The organism is Sinorhizobium sp. KGO-5 (assembly GCF_036245905.1).
In the GTDB taxonomy this organism is placed as follows: domain Bacteria; phylum Pseudomonadota; class Alphaproteobacteria; order Rhizobiales; family Rhizobiaceae; genus Sinorhizobium; species Sinorhizobium meliloti_A.
On sequence record NZ_BDIZ01000014.1, the window covers coordinates 31,970 to 51,588 of the forward strand.

20 protein-coding genes are annotated in these 19,619 nt (G+C 61.0%); 8 read left to right on the forward strand and 12 right to left on the reverse strand.

Annotation, left to right across the window (positions count from 1 at the left end; genetic code table 11):
* Window positions 1–22: 22 nt before the first annotated feature.
* From clpA to BHD07_RS29980, 6 genes are all read right to left on the reverse strand, one after another.
* Window positions 23–2,536, reverse strand: a complete 2,514-nt coding sequence (clpA, locus tag BHD07_RS29955) for an ATP-dependent Clp protease ATP-binding subunit ClpA (RefSeq protein WP_018097773.1) — start codon at window positions 2,534–2,536, stop codon at window positions 23–25.
* Window positions 2,537–2,545: 9 nt separating this feature from the next.
* Window positions 2,546–2,899 carry an ATP-dependent Clp protease adapter ClpS gene (clpS, locus tag BHD07_RS29960; protein WP_003535011.1) on the reverse strand — a complete coding sequence of 118 codons (354 nt, stop codon included), beginning with the start codon at window positions 2,897–2,899 and terminating at the stop codon, window positions 2,546–2,548.
* A gap of 270 nt (window positions 2,900–3,169) precedes the next feature.
* Window positions 3,170–3,523 (reverse strand): phasin PhaP2, encoded by a 354-nt coding sequence (gene phaP2 / locus BHD07_RS29965; RefSeq protein WP_100673917.1) that lies wholly within the window; start codon window positions 3,521–3,523, stop codon window positions 3,170–3,172.
* A 242-nt stretch (window positions 3,524–3,765) separates the two neighbouring features.
* Window positions 3,766–3,969, reverse strand: a complete 204-nt coding sequence (locus BHD07_RS29970; RefSeq protein ID WP_003535016.1) for a DUF3126 family protein — start codon at window positions 3,967–3,969, stop codon at window positions 3,766–3,768.
* Window positions 3,970–4,148: 179 nt separating this feature from the next.
* Complete coding sequence (gene cysE, locus BHD07_RS29975; RefSeq protein ID WP_100673918.1) at window positions 4,149–4,976, reverse strand: serine O-acetyltransferase; 828 nt, start codon at window positions 4,974–4,976, stop codon at window positions 4,149–4,151.
* Between the two features lie 194 nt (window positions 4,977–5,170).
* Complete coding sequence (locus BHD07_RS29980) at window positions 5,171–5,950, reverse strand: alpha/beta fold hydrolase (protein ID WP_015241159.1); 780 nt, start codon at window positions 5,948–5,950, stop codon at window positions 5,171–5,173.
* Between the two features lie 190 nt (window positions 5,951–6,140).
* On the opposite strand from BHD07_RS29980, the gene BHD07_RS29985 reads away from it, so the two are divergent.
* Both BHD07_RS29985 and BHD07_RS29990 read left to right on the forward strand, forming a co-directional pair.
* Window positions 6,141–6,386, forward strand: coding sequence for a zinc-finger domain-containing protein (locus BHD07_RS29985; RefSeq protein ID WP_003535025.1), 246 nt, complete (start codon window positions 6,141–6,143; stop codon window positions 6,384–6,386).
* A 27-nt stretch (window positions 6,387–6,413) separates the two neighbouring features.
* On the forward strand, window positions 6,414–7,577 hold the full coding sequence (locus BHD07_RS29990) for an FAD-dependent oxidoreductase (protein WP_338284137.1): 1,164 nt from the start codon (window positions 6,414–6,416) through the stop codon (window positions 7,575–7,577).
* A gap of 52 nt (window positions 7,578–7,629) precedes the next feature.
* Here BHD07_RS29990 and BHD07_RS29995 read toward each other — a convergent pair whose 3' ends face one another.
* Window positions 7,630–8,817 (reverse strand): cystathionine beta-lyase, encoded by a 1,188-nt coding sequence (locus tag BHD07_RS29995; RefSeq protein WP_100673921.1) that lies wholly within the window; start codon window positions 8,815–8,817, stop codon window positions 7,630–7,632.
* A 337-nt stretch (window positions 8,818–9,154) separates the two neighbouring features.
* Here BHD07_RS29995 and BHD07_RS30000 point away from each other — a divergent pair, with 337 nt between their 5' ends.
* The 6 genes from BHD07_RS30000 (at window position 9,155) to BHD07_RS30025 (ending at window position 14,192) form a co-directional block, all read left to right on the forward strand.
* Window positions 9,155–10,180, forward strand: coding sequence for an amino acid ABC transporter substrate-binding protein (locus tag BHD07_RS30000; RefSeq protein WP_100673922.1), 1,026 nt, complete (start codon window positions 9,155–9,157; stop codon window positions 10,178–10,180).
* Between the two features lie 105 nt (window positions 10,181–10,285).
* The gene (locus BHD07_RS30005; RefSeq protein WP_018097780.1) at window positions 10,286–11,479 is read left to right on the forward strand and encodes an amino acid ABC transporter permease; all 1,194 of its coding nucleotides are present in this window, start codon (window positions 10,286–10,288) and stop codon (window positions 11,477–11,479) included.
* A 4-nt stretch (window positions 11,480–11,483) separates the two neighbouring features.
* A complete protein-coding gene (locus BHD07_RS30010) occupies window positions 11,484–12,638 on the forward strand; it encodes an amino acid ABC transporter permease (RefSeq protein WP_100673923.1) in 1,155 nt (384 codons plus the stop codon).
* 17 nt (window positions 12,639–12,655) lie between these two features.
* On the forward strand, window positions 12,656–13,432 hold the full coding sequence (locus BHD07_RS30015; RefSeq protein ID WP_100673924.1) for an amino acid ABC transporter ATP-binding protein: 777 nt from the start codon (window positions 12,656–12,658) through the stop codon (window positions 13,430–13,432).
* Between the two features lie 237 nt (window positions 13,433–13,669).
* Window positions 13,670–13,915: a type II toxin-antitoxin system Phd/YefM family antitoxin gene (locus tag BHD07_RS30020; RefSeq protein ID WP_026168897.1), complete on the forward strand. Its 246-nt coding sequence runs from the start codon at window positions 13,670–13,672 to the stop codon at window positions 13,913–13,915.
* Window positions 13,905–14,192 carry a type II toxin-antitoxin system RelE family toxin gene (locus tag BHD07_RS30025; protein WP_018097784.1) on the forward strand — a complete coding sequence of 96 codons (288 nt, stop codon included), beginning with the start codon at window positions 13,905–13,907 and terminating at the stop codon, window positions 14,190–14,192. The genes BHD07_RS30020 and BHD07_RS30025 overlap by 11 nt, the downstream gene beginning before the upstream one ends.
* 282 nt (window positions 14,193–14,474) lie before the next feature.
* Here the strand turns inward: BHD07_RS30025 and BHD07_RS30030 are convergent, their stop codons facing one another.
* The 5 genes from BHD07_RS30030 to cysG form a co-directional block, all read right to left on the reverse strand.
* Complete coding sequence (locus tag BHD07_RS30030; RefSeq protein WP_018097785.1) at window positions 14,475–15,287, reverse strand: ferredoxin--NADP reductase; 813 nt, start codon at window positions 15,285–15,287, stop codon at window positions 14,475–14,477.
* A 144-nt stretch (window positions 15,288–15,431) separates the two neighbouring features.
* Entirely contained in the window at window positions 15,432–15,932 is a 501-nt protein-coding gene (locus tag BHD07_RS30035; protein ID WP_100673925.1) for a DUF934 domain-containing protein, read from the reverse strand.
* 17 nt (window positions 15,933–15,949) lie between these two features.
* Window positions 15,950–17,623: a nitrite/sulfite reductase gene (locus BHD07_RS30040; protein WP_100673926.1), complete on the reverse strand. Its 1,674-nt coding sequence runs from the start codon at window positions 17,621–17,623 to the stop codon at window positions 15,950–15,952.
* A 14-nt stretch (window positions 17,624–17,637) separates the two neighbouring features.
* Window positions 17,638–17,955, reverse strand: a complete 318-nt coding sequence (locus tag BHD07_RS30045; RefSeq protein ID WP_018097788.1) for a DUF2849 domain-containing protein — start codon at window positions 17,953–17,955, stop codon at window positions 17,638–17,640.
* A gap of 10 nt (window positions 17,956–17,965) precedes the next feature.
* Window positions 17,966–19,423, reverse strand: a complete 1,458-nt coding sequence (cysG, locus tag BHD07_RS30050) for a siroheme synthase CysG (protein ID WP_100673927.1) — start codon at window positions 19,421–19,423, stop codon at window positions 17,966–17,968.
* Window positions 19,424–19,619 lie beyond the last annotated feature (196 nt).

A 19,619-nucleotide genomic window follows, 5' to 3' on the forward strand; every position in this document is an offset into this window, starting at 1 on the left:
GTCACGTCCAGTCGCGATCGCGTTATTTCTTGCGCGGCACCTTCGGAACCGTCCGCCCCCTGAGCGGAGCCGCGCCGGAACCGCCGCTCTTGTTCGAGGACTTGGCGGCCGTCTTCTTCGACTTGGCTTTCGCGCCCTCTTCGGATGCGGCTACGCTTTCCTTTTCGGCAGCCTTCTTGGGTTTCGCGCCCTTGCCGGCGGGACGCGAGACCTCGGCCTTGGGCTTGATCGGAGCCGTTTCCGGCACGGCTTCGAGCATGAGCCCTTTCGTGCCGTCTTCCTTTGCCCCGATCGTCACCTTGACGACACCGCCCTTCTTCAGCTTGCCGAAGAGGATTTCGTCCGCGAGCGGCTTCTTGATATTTTCCTGGATGACGCGTGCCAGCGGCCGTGCACCCATCTTCTCGTCATAGCCCCTCTCCGCGAGCCAGGCGATCGCATCAGGCGCAAGGTCGAAGGTGACATTGCGCTCCGCAAGCTGCGTTTCGAGCTGCATGACGAACTTCTGCACGACCTTGTGGATAACCGGGGTCGGCAGCGAGTTGAACGGAATGACGGAGTCCAGACGGTTGCGGAACTCCGGCGTGAAAAGGCGATTCAGCGCCTCCACGTCCTCACCCGTCCGCTTGGAGGAACCGAAGCCGATCGCCGCCCGAGCCATGTCGGACGCGCCGGCATTGGTCGTCATGATCAGGATGACGTTCCGGAAATCGATCTTCTTGCCGTTATGGTCGGTCAGCGAACCGTGGTCCATGACCTGCAGGAGGATGTTGAAGAGATCCGGATGCGCCTTTTCGATTTCGTCGAGCAGCAGCACGCAATGCGGATGCTGGTCGACGCCGTCGGTCAGGAGTCCGCCCTGATCGAAGCCGACATAGCCGGGAGGCGCGCCGATCAGTCGCGAGACCGTGTGGCGTTCCATATATTCCGACATGTCGAAGCGCAGCAGCTCGACGCCGAGCGAGGTGGCGAGTTGCTTCGCCACTTCCGTCTTGCCGACGCCGGTCGGGCCGGAGAAGACGTAGCAGCCGATCGGCTTGTTGGGCTCGCGAAGGCCTGCGCGCGCCAGCTTGATCGACGAGGCGAGCGCCTCGATCGCCAGATCCTGGCCATAAACGACGGAACGCAGTTCCTGCTCGAGATTGGCGAGCACCGCCTCGTCGTCCTTGGACACGGTCTTCGGCGGGATGCGTGCCATCGTTGCGACGGTCGCTTCGATCTCCCTTTCGGTGATCAGCTTGCGGCGTTTGCTGACGGGCAAAAGCATCTGCGCGGCACCGGACTCGTCGATGACGTCGATCGCCTTGTCCGGCAGCTTCCGGTCATTGATGTAGCGTGCCGAAAGCTCCACCGCCGCCTTGATGGCATCGTTGGTGTATTTCAGCTGGTGGTAGTCCTCGAAATACGGCTTGAGGCCCTTCATGATCTCGATCGTGTCCGCGATCGTCGGCTCGTTGACGTCGATCTTCTGGAAGCGGCGAACGAGAGCCCGGTCCTTCTCGAAGAACTGGCGATACTCCTTATAGGTGGTCGAGCCGATGCAGCGGATCGCGCCGGAAGACAGCGCGGGCTTCAAGAGGTTCGACGCGTCCATGGCGCCGCCCGACGTGGCGCCGGCACCTATGACCGTGTGGATCTCGTCGATGAACAGCACCGCACCGGGGTAATCTTCGAGTTCCTTGACCACCTGCTTCAGGCGCTCCTCGAAGTCGCCGCGATAGCGCGTGCCGGCCAGCAGGGTTCCCATGTCGAGCGCGAAGATCGTGGCGTCCTGCAACGCCTCGGGCACCTTCTTCTCGACGATGCGCTTGGCAAGCCCCTCGGCGATCGCCGTCTTGCCCACGCCAGGATCGCCCACGTAAAGCGGGTTGTTCTTGGACCTGCGGCAAAGCACCTGAATGGTCCGGTTGACTTCGGCGTGACGCCCGATCAACGGATCGATCTTGCCGGACTTGGCCTTTTCGTTGAGGTTCACGCAATAAGCCGTGAGCGCATCCTGCTGCTTCTTCGGGCCCGCCTCCTCGCTCTCGCGCGAAGCCTTCTGTTCGGAGTCCTGGTCTTCCGCCCCGCGCACCGGCCGCGCCTCGGAGCTTCCCGGCCGCTTGCCTATACCGTGCGAAATGAAATTGACTGCGTCATACCGCGTCATCTCCTGCTCCTGCAGGAAATAGGCAGCATGGCTCTCGCGCTCGGCGAAGATCGCCACGAGCACGTTGGCGCCCGTCACCTCTTCGCGGCCCGAGGACTGCACATGGATGACGGCTCGCTGGATCACGCGCTGAAAGCCCGCCGTCGGCTTGGAGTCTTCGTCGTAGCCGGTGACGAGGTTCGACAATTCGTTGTCGACGTAATCGGTCACGGTCTTGCGAAGCGTGTCGAGATTGACATTGCACGCGCCCATCACAGCCGCCGCATCGGCATCATCGATCAATGCCAGCAGCAGGTGCTCGAGCGTCGCATATTCGTGATGGCGCTCGTTGGCAAAAGTCAGTGCCTGATGCAGCGCCTTTTCGAGGCTGGGCGAAAATGTTGGCACGTTAGTTCCTCATTTCTTTTCCATGACGCATTGCAACGGATGTTGATGCTGCCTGGCGAAATCCATCACCTGCGTCACCTTGGTTTCGGCGACCTCGTAGGTGAAGACGCCGCATTCTCCAACGCCGTGGTTGTGGACATGTAGCATTATGACGGTCGCTTCTTCGCGGTTCTTCTGAAAGAAGCGCTCGAGGATGTGAATGACGAATTCCATCGGTGTGTAATCGTCATTCAAAAGCAGAACGCGGTACAAACTCGGCTTCTTGGTCTTCGGCTTGGTGCGGGTGATAACGGACGTGCCACGACTGGGGCCGCCTCCGTCTCCTTCGCTTCCCTGCTGCATCCGGACCGGCATGGCGATCATTCTTGTTCATTCCTTTACAGCCGCGGATCCATTTGCATTCGGCCACGACATGCTTGCCTTTATCTAATGGTTCGTTCTTGGATTTTAAGACCGAACCCACGCACTGCAAACATATTCGCACGGCGAAACACAAGATTGATCAAATTTCTTCGCCGGCACCTGCTGCCTTCAGGCCGTCGGCGGTCTTGAAGACGCGCAGAATACGAACGGACGAAGGCCGGCCGCGGCATCCGCGACCGGCCTGGTCTGCAATAGCGATGAAGCTGATGGTCAGGCGGCGGCGGCCGTTTTGACCGCAGTGCCTGCCTTGGCAACCGGCGCCTCATAGGGCTTGTAGGCGTCCTTGGCGAGGTCGGCATACATCTCACCGATCTTCGTCGCCTCGGCGAAAAAGCCTTCGTAGCTTGCCTTCAGATAATTCGTCTGAAGCTCGAACGCTGCTTCGAGGCTTTTGGCACTGGTAAGCTTTTCGACATGAGCAACGCCATCCTCGAAGGATTTTTTTGAATAGTCGGCCGCTTCGGTCGCAATAGCCTGGAAACCTTTGGTCATGGCTGAGTAGCTCTTCACGGCCACGTCGAGCGCTTCCTTGCTCTTCCTGTTCGCATCGTCGAAGTTAAACATCGGGCGTCTCCTTGTAACGGCTCGGCTAGGAACGCGGCCAGTCTAGGTGCACTGCACAAAAAGTCAAGTTCAGTGTGCGTTGCAATAAAATACAGTTCTTGCAACGACTTGATGAAGACGGACGCCTCCAGTCAAATTTCTCCGAAAAGTATGATTTAACAACAGGAAACCCGGCCTGATTGCTCAGTACCGGGTCTTGCAACGCGCGATTACCACGGATCCAGGTGGGATTCGTGTTGCTCTCAGAGGTCTATGTCGAGGATCGCCATCGAGAAATTATAGGAGAGCTCGCCGTCCTCTTCGTCACGGAAGACGACACCGAGAAATTCGTCCCCGAGATAGACTTCAGCGGATTCGTCCTTCTTCGGGCGAGCCTTGACGACCATGGACTGGTTGAACGTGCGCTTAAGATAGGCCTCAAGCTTGCGGATTTCTTCGGGCTTCAAAACTATTCTCCGTAGCCGATTGATTTGCCGCGCTTGTTGCACGGGCCATTGCCAGGTGTAAACCCATCAGAGCGCCAAGCGTTCGCCGGGAGGCGAAGAAATGCTCGCAACGCCTTGAATTGGTGCACTGATTTTTCGCAGCGTCGATGCCCGGCACAGCCGGGCTTCGGGCGCCTTGATCAGATATCGAACGACGCCAGGATCTGGTCCATCTGACGCGACGGCTCGGAACAGCCGGCCTCGCCGACGACCTTCGCCGGCACACCGGCAACCGTCGATTTGGGAGGGACCGCCTTCAGCACGACGGAACCGGCGGCCACGCGTGAGCAGTGGCCGATGTGGATATTGCCGAGAATCTTTGCGCCGGCGCCGATCAGCACGCCGTTGCCGATCTTCGGATGACGGTCGCTGCCTTCCTTGCCGGTGCCGCCAAGCGTCACGCCATGCAAGATAGATACGTTATCGCCGATGACCGCGGTTTCGCCGACAACGAGCCCCGTTGCATGATCGAGGAAGATACCGCGCCCGATGCGGGCGGCCGGATTGATGTCGGTCTGGAAAACGCTGGAGGAGCGGCTCTGGAGATAGAGCGCAAAGTCTCTCCGGCCGCGGCTCCACAGCCAGTGAGCCAGACGGTGCGTCTGTATGGCATGGAAGCCCTTGAAATAAAGCACCGGCTCCATGAAGCGCGTGCAGGCGGGATCGCGATCGTAGACCGCCTGGATATCCACGCGCAGGACGGCGCCCCATTCGGGCCAGTCCTCGAGCATCTCGGCAAAGGTCTGGTGCAGGAGGCTCGCCTGGAGGTCGGGATGATCCAGCCTCTCGCAAATCCGGTAGATAACGCAATCTTCCAGGGAATGCTGATTGACCACCGTCGAATAGAGAAAGGCCGCCAGCATCGGGTCGCGCTCGGCCGCCAGCCGCGCCTCCTCACGCAGGCTATCCCAGATCGGATCGATCGCTTCGAGCGATTCCGTATGACGAAGTTCTGTCTTGGCGACCATGGTCGCTCTCCTTCCTGGGCGTTCCCTCGGCGGGGTCGTCTTTGGCCTGCCGTCTTAAGATGGGGTCGTGTTCGGGCATATATAGGCCAATTCCCCGCCGACATAAATGGCCTGGCCGGATTTCACCTCTCGTTGGTCGCACGGCCGAGAGCAGCTCGAGGAAAAGTGCGCAGGGTTTTCCGCCTGGATCGGCCTCACCCAACTCCGGCAAGAAACTCCAGGACCGCCTTCTTGAACACACGGTCGCCGACCGCCAGCATGTGGTCGCGCCCGGGAATGTCGAGTGCCACGGCATGCTGCATCAGCGCGGCAAGCTCCTCAGCCGACCCGGCGATGTCATCTTTTGTCCCGACACCGATCAGCACCGGCACGTCTATGCGGCCCACCTCGTCGGCGGTAAGCAGGTCGCGCGATGTCGATATGCATGCGGCAAGCGCCTGACGATCGCTTTTCGTCTGGTCTGCGAAGGCGCGGAACGTCCGGCCCCGCTCGTGCGTAACGTCCTCCAAAGAAGGTGCAAGCAGCGCATCGGCGATCGGATCCCACTCCCCCACCCCCGTGATCATGCCTATCCCGAGACCGCCGAATACCAGCGAACGGACGCGATCCGGGTGCTGCAAAGCCAGGAATGCCGAGATCCGCGCGCCCATCGAATAACCCATGACATGCGCCTCGCCGATGCCGAGATGCACCAGAAGTGCCGCCGCATCCCCCGCCATCTGCGGCGGGTGATAGAGCGAGGGATCATGGGGTTTGCTGCTTTGCCCGTGCCCGCGATTGTCGAGCGCGATGACGCGGTATCCGGCGTCGCCGAGCGTCTTCAGCCATCCGGGAAACACCCAGTTGACATTGGCGCTCGATGCAAAGCCGTGAATGAGCAGGATCGGGTCGCCCGAGGGGTCACCTTCGTCGAAATAGGCGATTTCCAGTCCGTCATGCGTGAAGCGGGAAAATGGCGGAGGGTTCAAGTCCATCTGGTTTTCCTGGTATTGTCCTGTCGGCGCGGACGTTAGTTGGTAAAGCAACCGCCGGAAACCCCAACCGCTTCAAAAACCATAAAGCGCGGCATGTTTGCCGCTACACATTTTCGCCAAAGCTCACTATGGTGCCGGCAAATTCGACACCCCAATCGACATCTAAGACTTGCATATATCGGAGTACGACATGGCCGGCCACAGCATCCCCCATTTTCAGAACGACGGCGGGCACCGGGTCATCGAGATCGGCGTCAAGGAATTCATGTGCACGGGTGCTTCCGTCCCGTTCGACCACCCTCACATCTTCGTCGACATGGGCGACGAGAACGAGAAGGTCTGTTCCTATTGCTCGACCCTCTACCGCTACAATCCTTCCCTGAAGGCGACGGAAACGATTCCTCCGGGCTGCCTTTTCACGACTAAAGCCGCCTGATCCTGCGCAGGCGACGGCGCGACATCCATGCAAAAGGCTGATCCGGTTGCGATCGTCGGTGCCGGCATCGCCGGGCTGACCGCCGCGCTCTGCCTTGCACGGCAGGGTTTCCGGACGGATATATTCGAGCAGGCCGAAGCATTGGAGGAGGCCGGTGCCGGGCTTCAGCTTTCGCCGAATGCATCGCGCATCCTCATCGACCTCGGCTTGCTGCCCGCTCTCGAACGCGTCTGGAATGAACCGGAAGCGATCTCGCTTACCGACGGCCGCTCGCTGCGGCCACTTGCCAGCGTGCCTGCCGGCGCACGCGCCCGCGAGCGCTGGGGCGCTCCCTATGGCGTCCTGCATCGTGCCAGCCTGCAAACGATCCTTCTGGATGCGGTCCGGGCGGAGCCGCTTTGCCGTCTTCACCTGGGAAATCGCGTCGGGGACGATCCGCGAGCAGTCATCACCGAAGCGAGCAAGCGATCACCGGCAGCGATCATCGGTGCGGACGGTATCTGGTCGCGGATACGCTTCTCTGTCCCCGGCGCCGGGACCGTCCGTTTTTCGGGCAATGTCGCCTGGCGCTTCACGCTGTCACGCACCCGGGCGCCCGCCTGCCTGGTGCCTGATCGCGTCACCGCCTTCCTCGCGCCGAAGGCCCATCTCGTCGCCTATCCGCTCAGAAAGATCGACGGCTTCAACCTCGTCGCGATCGTTGCCGGAAAGGCGTCGGGCGAAACCTGGACGGGGCACGAATCCGGCGATCGCCGGCGCGAGTTCGAGGCGGCCTTCAGGGATTGGCATCCCGACCTGCGCGCGCTTCTCGGTCACGCCGGCTCGGCGACCTACTGGCCGCTCTGCACGGTTGAAGACGGGGCCTGGCACAATGGGCGCGACACCATTCTCATCGGCGATTCTGCCCATGCCATGACGCCATTTGCGGCCCAGGGCGCGGCGATGGCCATCGAGGACGCCCGTGAACTCGCCCGCTGTATGGCCGATATTCCCGACCTTCCCTCCGCCTTCGCGCGCTATGAAGACGCACGCAGAACGCGGATCGGCCGCGTTCGCAAGCGCGCCGCATTCAACAGCTTCGCCTACCACGCAGCAGGTCCGGTGCGGATCGCGCGCGATTTCGTTCTCTCTTTCAGAAAACCCGAAGCGCTCGCAGCCGATTTCGACTGGCTTTACGGCTACGGCGCTTAGTTGGAACGCGATGAGGGAAGCCTATTCGCCTCCCTGTCGCTTCGTTCAGACCTCAGACGGCGTTTGCCGCGGCGAGGCCCGCCTCGATATCCCGGCGGATGTCCGGTACATCCTCGAGTCCGATCTGAAGCCGGATGACCGGCCCCTCGGACGGGGCCTTCGCGACCTTGCGGTCGGAGAGATTCACGTGAACGGCGAGGCTTTCGAAGCCGCCCCAGGAGTAACCGAGCCCGAACAGCGAGAGCGCATCCAGGAAGGCATGCGCCTTTGCCTTGCCGTCTTCCGGTTCAGCCCTGAGCACGAAGGAGAATATCCCGCTCGCGCCGCCAAAGTCGCGCTTCCACAATTCGTGTCCGGGAAAGCTCGGCAGTGCCGGATGAAGCACGCGCGCCACCTCGTCACGGCCCTCGAGCCATTCAGCGATCGCCAGCGCGCTTGCCTGATGGCGCTCCAGGCGAACGCCCATCGTGCGCAGGCCGCGCAGGATCTGATAACTGTCGTCCGGCGAAACGCAGACGCCGAGCGTAACCATCGCCTCGCTGAGTGCCGGCCAATGGGCCGCATTGGCGGAAACGGTTCCGAGAAGAACGTCCGAGTGACCGGAGGGGTATTTGGTCGCCGCATGGATCGAAACGTCGACGCCGTGGTCGAGGGGCCGGAAGTAGACCGGCGTCGCCCAGGTGTTATCCATGGTCACGATACAGCCGTGCCGGTGCGCCGCGGCGGAGATTGCCGGAATATCCTGCATCTCGAACGTATTCGAGCCCGGAGCTTCCGTATGCACCAGCCGCGTGTTCGGCCTGATCAGGTTTTCGATCCCGGCGCCGATCGTCGGGTCATAATATTCGACAGTGACGCCGAGCCTGGAGAGCATCGTGTCGCAGAAATGGCGGGTGGGGAAGTAGACCGAATCGACGATGAGAACATGGTCGCCCGAAGACAGATAGGCCAGGAACGGCACCGTGACCGCAGCGAGCCCGGAAGGAACGAGGATCGTGCCCGCTGCGCCCTCCAGCTCGTTCACGGCCTCGCAAAGCGCGTCAGTCGTCGGTGTGCCGCGCGTACCGTAGGTATATTTCTGCGCCCGCGTCTCCATCGTCCTCGCATTCGGGAACAGCACGGTGGAAGCGTGAACCACCGGCGGATTGACGAAACCATGGAAGTCGGAGGGATTGTTGCCGGTATGCGCGAGGCGGGTATTGATGCCCTGCTCCGCTCGCCCGCTCGTGTTGTCTGCCATTGAAACATCCGCTGTTGATTTTCGCTGCCGACTCATCGAACGGGCTACGGGCCGGGTCAAGGAAAAATTCGAGCCGGCCGACTGTGAATCACGAAGGAGGCGCAACTGGCGGTTTTTTATCCATGGCGGGCAAATCCGTCGCGGGACCTGCCTAAACTTCTGGCGAGCTTCACGTTTTTCACATGGAAGATCACAAAATCGGCCACGTCTCTTGACCCTTCCAGATTTTGAGCATGAGATAGTTTTTACTCAGGCCAGGAGGGTGGCTGAGGCTGCACGCGCCAAGAGCGCGCTACCGTGCAGACGCGAAAAACGACAACCGAAAAGGTTCGAAAAAATGGCAAGAAGAATTCTGACAGCTCTCGTTGGCGCTGCTGTCGTGGGGATTGGCACACATGCGGCATCCGCCGCGACGCTCGACGACGTAAAGGCCAAGGGCTTCGTCCAGTGCGGCGTGAATACCGGCCTCGCCGGTTTCGCAGCCCCTGACGCCTCGGGCAATTGGAGCGGTTTCGACGTCGACTACTGCAAGGCGATTGCGGCTGCGATCTTCGCCGACGGCAGCAAGGTCAAGTATACGCCGCTCTCCGCCAAGGAACGCTTTCCGGCGCTGCAGTCCGGCGAAGTCGACGTGCTTGCGCGCAACACGACCTGGTCGATCAACCGCGACACCGCGCTTGGCTTCAACTTCCGTCCCGTCAACTATTACGACGGCCAGGGCTTCATGGTTCGCAAGGAACTCGACGTGAAGTCCGCCCTCGAGCTTTCCGGCGCCGCCGTCTGCGTTCAGACGGGCACGACGACCGAGCTCAACCTTGCCGACTACTTCAAGGCGAACAATCTGCAGTACAATCCGGTCGTCTTCGAAAAACTCGAGGAAGTGAACGCTGCCTACGACGCCGGCCGTTGCGACGTCTATACGACCGACCAGTCCGGCCTCTATTCGCTGCGCCTCACCCTCTCGAAGCCCGATGACCACATCGTTCTGCCGGAGATCATCTCCAAAGAGCCGCTCGCACCGGCGGTCCGCCAGGGTGACGATCAGTGGTTCGACATCGTCAGCTGGGTTCATTACGCCCTGGTCCAGGCCGAAGAGTTCGGCATAACCCAGGCCAATGTCGAAGAAATGAAGAAGTCGACGAACCCCGACGTTCAACGCTTCCTGGGCGTAGAGGCCGACAGCAAGATCGGCACGGACCTCGGCCTCACCAACGAATGGGCGGTCAATATCGTCAAGGCAGTCGGAAACTACGGCGAAGTGTTCGACCGCAACATCGGCGCAGGCAGCCCGCTGAAGATAGAGCGCGGCCTCAACGCCCTCTGGAACAAGGGCGGTCTCCAGTACGCACCGCCGGTCCGCTGATCGGACGCGGATGGAGGGGGGACGGCGCGGCCGTTCCCCCGATCAACGATAAAAACCCGATAACGGGAACATCCGAAAGGATGGATTAGGGGAAAGAGGCTTTGCATGGCCATCGGCGTCACCAACGCGCCTGAACGAAGCACGTCATCGGGATCGATCATCAACGATCCTCAGGTGCGCGGGATATTCTATCAGGCAATCACCATCATCATCCTCGCAGCGCTCATCTACTGGATCGTCGACAACACCGTCGACAACCTGAGACGCGCGAACATCGCATCCGGCTACGACTTCGTTAGAAGCCGCGCCGGCTTCGATGTCGGACAGTCGCTGATTTCATTTACCAGCGATTCCACCTATGGCCGCGCCTTGCTGGTCGGCTTCGTCAACACTTTGCTCGTCGCAATTACCGGAATCATCACGGCGACGATCATCGGTTTTATCGTCGGCATCGGACGCCTTTCGCACAATTGGATCATCGCCAAGCTCTCGCTGGCCTATGTCGAGGTGTTCCGCAACATCCCGCCGCTGCTCGTCATATTCTTCTGGTACAGCGGGGTGCTGTCGATATTGCCGCAGGCACGAGATGCGCTTGCCCTGCCCTTCGATATCTTTCTGAGCAATCGCGGTGTCGCCTTTCCGAGGCCGATTGCCGAAGAGGGTGCAGGATACACGCTCCTCGCGTTTGTTATCGCCGTCGCCGCAAGTGTGTTCTTTGCCCGTTACGCGCGCCAACGGCAGTTGGCGACCGGCGAGCGCCTTCCCGTCCTGTGGACCGTGCTCGGACTGATCATCGGCCTGCCGCTGGTCACATTTCTCGTGACCGGTGCGCCGATCACCTTCGACATTCCCGTGGCGGGCAAGTTCAACCTCACGGGCGGTTCGGTCGTCGGACCGGAGTTCATGTCGCTGTTCCTCGCGCTTTCCTTCTACACGGCAGCCTTCATCGCTGAAATCGTCCGGGCCGGTATCCGCGGCGTTTCCAAGGGCCAGACGGAGGCGGCACATGCGCTCGGCATACGCCCGGCGCTGACGACGCGCCTCGTGGTCGTGCCGCAGGCGATGCGCATCATCATTCCGCCGCTGACCAGTCAATATCTCAACCTCACCAAGAACTCTTCGCTGGCGGTTGCCATCGGTTATGCCGACCTCGTCGCCGTCGGCGGCACCATTCTCAACCAGACCGGACAGTCAATCGAGATCGTAAGCATCTGGCTCATCGTCTATCTCAGCCTGAGCCTCGCGACGTCGCTGTTCATGAACTGGTACAACGCCCGAATGGCGCTGGTGGAGAGGTGAGATCATGAGCACGAATCAGGCCTCTTTCGTTCGCGCTTCGATGATCGAAGCTTCGCCTGCCCCGTCGCTGGAAAGCGGTGTCGTCTCCTGGCTGCGGAAAAATCTGTTCGCCACGCCCAAGGACACGGCCCTGACGATCATCAGCCTGCTTATCCTGGCATGGCTGGTGCCGCCCGCAATCCAGTGGCTCTTCATCGATGCCGCCTGGAGCGGCGGCGGCCGCGGCGTCTGTGCCACGCTCTCGCAAGGCGGCTCGCAGCCGGAAGGCTGGAGCGGCGCCTGCTGGGCCTTCGTCAATGCGAAATTCGCCCAGTTCCTTTTTGGCCGCTACCCGCTCGATGAGCGCTGGCGTCCGGCACTCGTCGGCATCCTTTTCGTGTTGCTGCTGGTGCCGATGCTGATACCGAGAATCCCATACAAGGGATTGAACGCGCTTCTGCTGCTGGTCGCCCTGCCTATCCTTGCGGCGATCCTCCTGCCCGGCGGCTGGTTCGGCCTCACCTATGTCGAAACGCCGCTCTGGGGCGGCCTGATGGTCACCCTGGTCCTCTCCTTCGTCGGCATCGCAGTTTCGTTGCCGCTCGGCATCCTGCTGGCGCTTGGACGCCGGTCGAACATGCCGGTGATCAAGATGCTGTGCACCGTCTTCATCGAAGTTATCCGCGGCGTTCCATTGATCACGGTGCTGTTCATGGCCAGCGTCATGCTGCCGCTGTTCCTGCCGCAGGGCGTCACCTTCGACAAGTTCCTGCGCGCCCTGATCGGTGTGTCGCTCTTTGCCTCCGCCTACATGGCGGAAGTCGTACGTGGCGGTCTGCAGGCAATTCCGAAGGGCCAGTATGAGGGCGCCGATTCGCTGGGGCTCAGCTTTTGGCAGAAAATGGGCTTCATCGTTTTGCCGCAGGCCCTGAAGCTGGTCATTCCCGGTATCGTCAACACATTCATAGGCCTGTTCAAGGACACATCGCTCGTGTCGATCATCGGCATGTTCGACCTGCTCGGCATCGTTCGCCTGAACTTCAGCGATACGAACTGGGCCAGCGCCGTCACGCCGCTGACCGGTCTTATCTTCGCGGGCTTCGTCTTTTGGCTTTTCTGCTTCGGCATGTCACGCTATTCAGGCTTCATGGAACGCCTGCTCGACAGAAGCCAGCGGTAAAAAAAGGGGAAAAGAAAATGGCAAATACCGCCACTGCACCGAAATTGGCCGTCTCGACGACGGATGTCGCGATCGAAATCACCAACATGAACAAATGGTACGGTGATTTCCATGTGCTGCGCGACATCAATCTCAAGGTCATGCGCGGCGAGCGCATCGTCGTCGCCGGCCCGTCGGGCTCCGGCAAGTCGACGATGATTCGCTGCATCAATCGGCTCGAGGAGCACCAGAAGGGCAAGATCGTCGTCGACGGCATCGAACTCACCAACGACCTGAAGAAGATCGACGAAGTGCGTCGGGAAGTCGGCATGGTCTTCCAGCACTTCAACCTCTTCCCGCATCTCACAATCCTGGAAAACTGCACGCTGGCGCCGATCTGGGTCCGCAAGATGCCGAAGAAGGAAGCCGAGCAGGTGGCGATGCACTTCCTGGAGCGCGTGAAGATTCCGGAGCAGGCGCTCAAATATCCAGGCCAGCTTTCGGGCGGTCAGCAGCAGCGCGTCGCCATCGCCCGCTCGCTTTGCATGCGGCCGAAAATCCTTCTCTTCGACGAGCCTACCTCTGCACTCGACCCGGAAATGGTCAAGGAAGTGCTCGACACCATGGTGGGACTCGCCGAGGAAGGCATGACCATGATCTGCGTCACCCACGAAATGGGCTTCGCCCGCCAGGTCGCCAACCGCGTGATCTTCATGGATCAGGGCCAGATCGTCGAACAGAACTCGCCGGCCGAGTTCTTCGACAATCCGCAGCATGAGCGGACCAAGCTGTTCCTCAGCCAGATCCTGCACTGATCTTCCAACCGCTCGAAATGACTGCGGCCCGCTTTTACGGCGGGCCGTTTCGTTTGAACTGCAGGCCGAGACCTCGCAGAAGCCTGCCGTTCTAGGCCGAAATGTCAGCCCTGGTTCGTTTTGTCTCCCCGGCAAAGAGGGCGAGCCCGGGATCTGATCTATGGACTCCAGTTGCTAAAAAGTACCAATTCTGGTACAGAAAAAGGTCTCACCAATGGTCTTGAGTAAGAGGGCATTATGCAGCGTGTAGAAGCCTCTGTAGCCGTGAGCGTTTCCGACTTGAAGAAGAGTCCCACGGCGGTAATGGGCGAGGCCCAAGGCGAAGCCGTGGCCGTGCTGAACCACAATCGCGTCATGGCCTATCTGGTGCCTGCCGAGGTCTACGAATCCATGCTTGAGCGGCTGGACGACCTCTATCTTGCCGAGCTCGTGAAAGAGCGAGCGGAGGAAAAGGGCGAGCCGGTCGATATCGATGCCCTATAGCCTCGAATTCCTGCCGTCTGCTCGAAAGGAATGGGACAAGTTAGGCGCGACGATCCGGCAGCAGTTTGTAAAGAAGCTGCGTGAGCGTTTGGAGCGTCCCCGCATTCCGAGCGCCGCGCTAAGCGGAATGCCCGACCACTACAAAATCAAACTGAGACAGCTTGGCTACCGTCTCGTCTACAGGGTCGATGATGGCACTGTCATTGTGTTGGTCGTGGCAGTCGGGAAGCGAGAACGGGGGGACGTCTACAACACAATGCGAGCACGCGGGCGTTAGATCGCCGGACCTCGCATCATAGGCCAACTAAGCGCTCCTATCTTTTGAAACTACGCACTTCCGGACGCAGCCGGAGCGCCCGCCACGAGTCCCTTCGCCCCGCTTGCGGGGAGAAGGTGCCGGCAGGCGGATGAGGGGCGAAATGTCTTTAGAGCACTTCAAGGAAGAGTGTGTGACGGTTTACCGTCCGGAAGTGCGTTGAATCAGATCGCTAGAGCATTTCAATGTTTCTATGAAACGTTGAAATGCTCTAGGAGGACGCTATGCCCTCGGCGGCAGGGATCAGCCGACGAACGCACGTTCGATGACGAACTCTGCCGGCTTGTTGTTGGCGCCTTCCGTCAGGCCGGCGGCTTCGAGGATTTCCTTGGTGTCCTTCAGCATGGCAGTGGAGCCGCAAATCATGCCGCGGTCGATCGCGGGATCGAGCGGCGGGAGGCCAAGGTCGGCGAAGAACTTGCCGTTGGTCATCAGGTCGGTGATCCGGCCCTTGAAAGGATATTCCTCACGCGTCACCGTCGCGTAGTGCCGGAGCTTGTCGCCGACGATCTCGTTCAGGAATTCGTGGTTGCGGATTTCCTCGACAAGGTCGAAGCCATATTTCAGCTCCGCCACGTCGCGGCACGTGTGGGTGAGGATGACCTCCTCGAACTTCTCGAAGGTTTCCGGGTCGCGGATGAGGCTCGCAAAAGGCGCGATACCCGTGCCCGTCGAAAACATATAGAGCCTGCGGCCAGGCACGAGCGCATCCAGCACCAGCGTGCCCGTCGGCTTTTTGCGCATCAGCACCTGGTCCCCGGGCTTGATCCCCTGCAGATGCGACGTCAGCGGTCCGTCAGGCACCTTGATCGAGAAGAATTCCAGTTCCTCGTCCCAGGCCGGGCTCGCGATCGAATAGGCACGATAAACGGGCTTGTCGCCAACCATCAGGCCGATCATCGCAAATTCGCCCGAGCGGAAGCGGAACTCCTGCGGGCGCGTCATGCGGAAGCGGAAGAGCCGGTCGGTGTAGTGTTCGACGCTCGTCACCGTTTCAGCGAAGACGCCTGCCGGAGCCTGTACCGCGAAATCTTCTTTTTTTGCCGGAGCATTCATCGTGACCACAGTCCTATAAATGGTGACGCTGTTTATCAACTACAAGCGGATATTCCAACCCATGCCGAATTGAAAGGAAATCCCTTCCAAATATAGTCGCTTTCGAGGATTTCGGCTTGCTTCACACTGTCGCGGCCGCGCCGCTCACGAGACGCGGCGCCAGCTGTAGGAATTGGCGTTGACGGACGGCTTTGCCGTCGGCTGGTAGTGGTTGGAAATCCCCGGCAGGCGGCCCTCCGAAAGCCGCTTGATCGCCGTGGCGTTGGTTACGGCGAAGCTGTCGACGCCGCAACGCAGCATAAGCGGGATCGGGTCGATCAGCACGTCGCCGATGGCGCGAATTTCGCCCTGGTAGCCGAGCCGCGAACGCAGCAGCGAAGCATGGCTGAAGGACCGGCCGTCGCTGAAAGCCGGAAATGCCACCGCCACCAGCGCTATCCTTTCGAGATAGGGCTGAAGACGCATCACGTCGTCTGCGGGGTTGATCAGAACGCCAAGCTCCGAGGCATCGCTCTCCGCAACCGCTGCCAGGAAGGCGTCGATGTTCAGGATCGCCTTTTCGTTCGACCCGGCTTTAGTCTCGTCGGTTTCGATCACCCAGGGATCATCGTTCACGAAGCCCGTTTCTTTCCAGATTTTCGTCATCTTATGCTGTCCTTTGATCACGCCGCCGCCTGGGCACCGCCGCCATAGAGCGCGTCCTTGAAAGGCTGCGGCCCCACCCGGCGATAGGCTTCGAGGAAGGTCTCGGACTTGTCTCGGCGCAAGCCGAGATAGGTGTCGACGATCGTCTCCACCGCGTCGGTCACTCTTTCCGGCTCGAAGCCGCGGCCGATGATCTCGCCGATCGATGTATGTTCGTCACCGGAGCCGCCGAGCGTGATCTGATAGAGCTCCGCGCCCTTCTTCTCGACGCCCAGAAGACCGATATGGCCGACGTGATGATGCCCGCAGGCATTGATGCAGCCGGAGATCTTGATCTTGAGCTCGCCGATTTCGGCCTGCCGCTCGGCCGAGCCGAAACGGTTCGAAATCTCCTGCGCGACCGGAATCGAGCGCGCATTGGCAAGCGCACAGTAGTCGAGCCCCGGACAGGCAATGATGTCGGTGATCAGCCCCGCATTGGCGGTGGCGAGGCCGGCGGCGACCAGGGCGCGATAGACCGGCTCGAGGTCCGCCAGCGCCACATGCGGCAGGATCAGGTTCTGCTCATGGCTGACGCGTATCTCGTCGAAGGCATATTCCTCGGCGATATCGGCGACCGCATCCATCTGTTCGTGGCTCGCGTCGCCCGGAATGCCCCCGATCGGCTTCAGCGAGATCGTTACCATGCCGTAATCGGGATGCTTGTGCGGCTGAACGTTCTGGTGCACCCAGCGGGCAAATTCCGGATCGGCCTTCTTCCAGCGGGCGAGACTGCCCCAGCCCTCGGGCCGGTTCGGCAGCATCGCCGGCGCAAAATAAGCAGCAATCGCCTGGATATCCGCATCCGGCAGCTTCAGTTCCGTGTCCTTCAGATTGGCGAATTCGACCTCCACCTGACGGGCCAGTTCCTCGGCACCGGTTTCATGAACCAGGATCTTGATGCGCGCCTTGTACTTGTTGTCGCGGCGACCATGAAGGTTGTAAACGCGCATGATCGCGGTCGTGTAGGAAAGCAGATCCTCTTCCGGCAGGAAGTCGCGGATTTTCTTGGCGATCAGCGGCGTGCGGCCCTGCCCGCCGCCCACATAGACGGCAAAGCCAAGCTTGCCATTCTCGTCCTTCTTCAGGTGCAGGCCGATGTCATGCACCTGAATGGCGGCGCGGTCGCGCTCGGCGCCGGTCACCGCGATCTTGAACTTGCGCGGCAGGAACGAGAACTCCGGATGGACGCTCGACCATTGCCTGAGGATTTCGGCATAAGGGCGCGGATCGGCGACTTCGTCCGCCGCGGCACCGGCGAAATGGTCCGCCGTCACATTGCGAATGCAGTTGCCGGAGGTCTGCAGCGCGTGCATCTCCACGCTCGCCAGCTCCTGGAGGATATCAGGCGTGTCGGAAAGGCGCGGCCAGTTGTACTGGATGTTCTGGCGGGTGGTGAAATGTCCGTAGCCGCGGTCATATTTGCGGGCGATATGGGCGAGCATCCGCATCTGCCGGCTCGAGAGCGTACCATAGGGGATGGCGACGCGGAGCATATAGGCATGGAGCTGCAGATAGACGCCGTTCATCAGGCGCAGCGGCTTGAACGCATCCTCCGCGAGTTCACCGGACAGCCGCCGCTGGACCTGGTCGCGGAACTGCTCGACGCGTGCGGAAACGAAGGCGTGGTCGAATTCGTCGTAACGATACATGGCTTCTCAGGTCCTCAGGCAGCAACATTCTTTGGGCCCGCAAGCCCGCTATATCCGGGAGCGTAGGGGATTGACGGCCCTTCGGCGCGGATCCGCTCACGCATGCGCAACGGCCGCAGCGTACCGTCGACTTCCTCGACGTCGACAACGTTGACGTCTACCACTTTATTCTCGTCGAACGAGCGCTTTCCGGTCGCCTCCAGGGCCGCGACGGCCTCCGCATGGCGAGCGACGAAGGCATCCTGCAACGACTCCACCCAATTGCCGGAAGCGTCGAGCCAGACGGAAATGCCATCCGCCAGACGGTTTGCCGTCAGAACCTTTTCCACCATCGCGTCGTCCTCAATTCCAAATCTGTTCGGTGCGTTTCGCTGAAACTTTGCCGGCACCGCTATACTTGATGCGGCCGGCAGTAAGCGGCTCGGAGCGTGCGAAATTCGCGCCCGCGACCGCTTCGCCGATGATCACCATGACCGGCCCGTCCAGTTCCGTGCGGGCCTCGAGGTCCGGCAGATCGCGGAGCGTACCGTGCAGGAGACGGCGCTCGGCACGGCTCGCATTCTCGATGACAGCGACGGTCGTGTCCTGCGGCAGACCGGCCTGCATGAGCCGCGAGGCGACGGAAGCCGCAACGGTACGGCCCATATAGACTGCAATCGTCGCGCCGGAAACGGCCAGTCGCGCCCAATCGGGAAGAACGCTGCCTGTCAAATCGTGGCCCGTCGTGAAGACCAGCGACGACGCCACGCCGCGCAGCGTCAGCGGCAGTTCGAAATCGGCGGCCGCGGCGAAGGCCGATGTGATCCCCGGCACCACCTCGTAGCTGATGCCGGCCTCACGCAGCGCCGCCATTTCCTCGCCTGCCCGGCCGTAGACCAGAGGGTCGCCGGATTTCAGCCGGACGACGCGCTTGCCTTCGCCGGCAAGCTTTACCAGCAACTGATTGATCTCGTCCTGCGACTTGGTATGGCAGCCCTTGCGCTTGCCGACCGAAAGCCGCTCGGCGTCGCGGCGGCCCATGTCGACGATCGCTTGCGGCACCAGCGCATCATAGACGATGGCGTCCGCTTCCATCATCACGCGCTGCGCCCGGAGCGTCAGCAGGTCTTCGGCGCCCGGCCCGGCGCCGACCAGCCACACATGGCCGGCCACACCGCCCGCGGCATCCAGAAGCTTCGAGGCCTCCCGGCGTGCGGATGCAAGATCGCCGACCGCAACGTGATCCGCCACGTGGCCTGAGAAGAAGCGCCGCCAGAAAACACGCCGCGCGACGCCGCGCGGCACGAGGCGGTCGACGGCGTCGCGATAGTTGGCTGCCAAGGAGGCAACGATACCCAGCGACGGCGACAGCAATTGATCGATCTGCGCGCGGATCATCTGAGCCAGAACAGGCCCTGCCCCTTCTGTACCGATCGCAACTGCGACGGGCGCCCGGTTGACGAGTGCCGGCGTCAGGAAATCGCAATAGTCCGGCTGATCCACGGCATTTGCGGCAATTCTCCGCTCGCGCGCCGCAGTCACGACAACGCGGTCAAGCGCCGCATCTCCGGTCGCGGCAAAGACGAGGACGGCGCCTTCCACCTGATGAGCCCCAAAGGGTTCGCGCACGGTCTCGATATTGTTGGCATCCAGAAAAGCTTCGAATGCCGGTTCCGGCCGATCCGCATAGGCGACGACGCGCGCCTCGGTGTTCAGCAGCAACCGCACCTTGGCGAAGGCCTCGTCCCCATTGCCGAACACCGCCACGCTTTTCTGCGCGACGCGAAAGAATGCCGGAAAGACGGACAATTTCTGCGACATGACGAGGGGACGGCTCCTTTTGCAGGCTGCGGCGAATATCCCCTATAGGCCGCAACAATTGAAGGAACAGAAATTTCAATGCTTTTCCGGTCACGTATTGTTTTGCTCGACAGCCGATCTTTTTGAGCAAATATCTCCGGAGCCCTGAACCACCGGTGGTTCGGCCATTGCGCCGATCGGCCGACCTCCGTTAAAT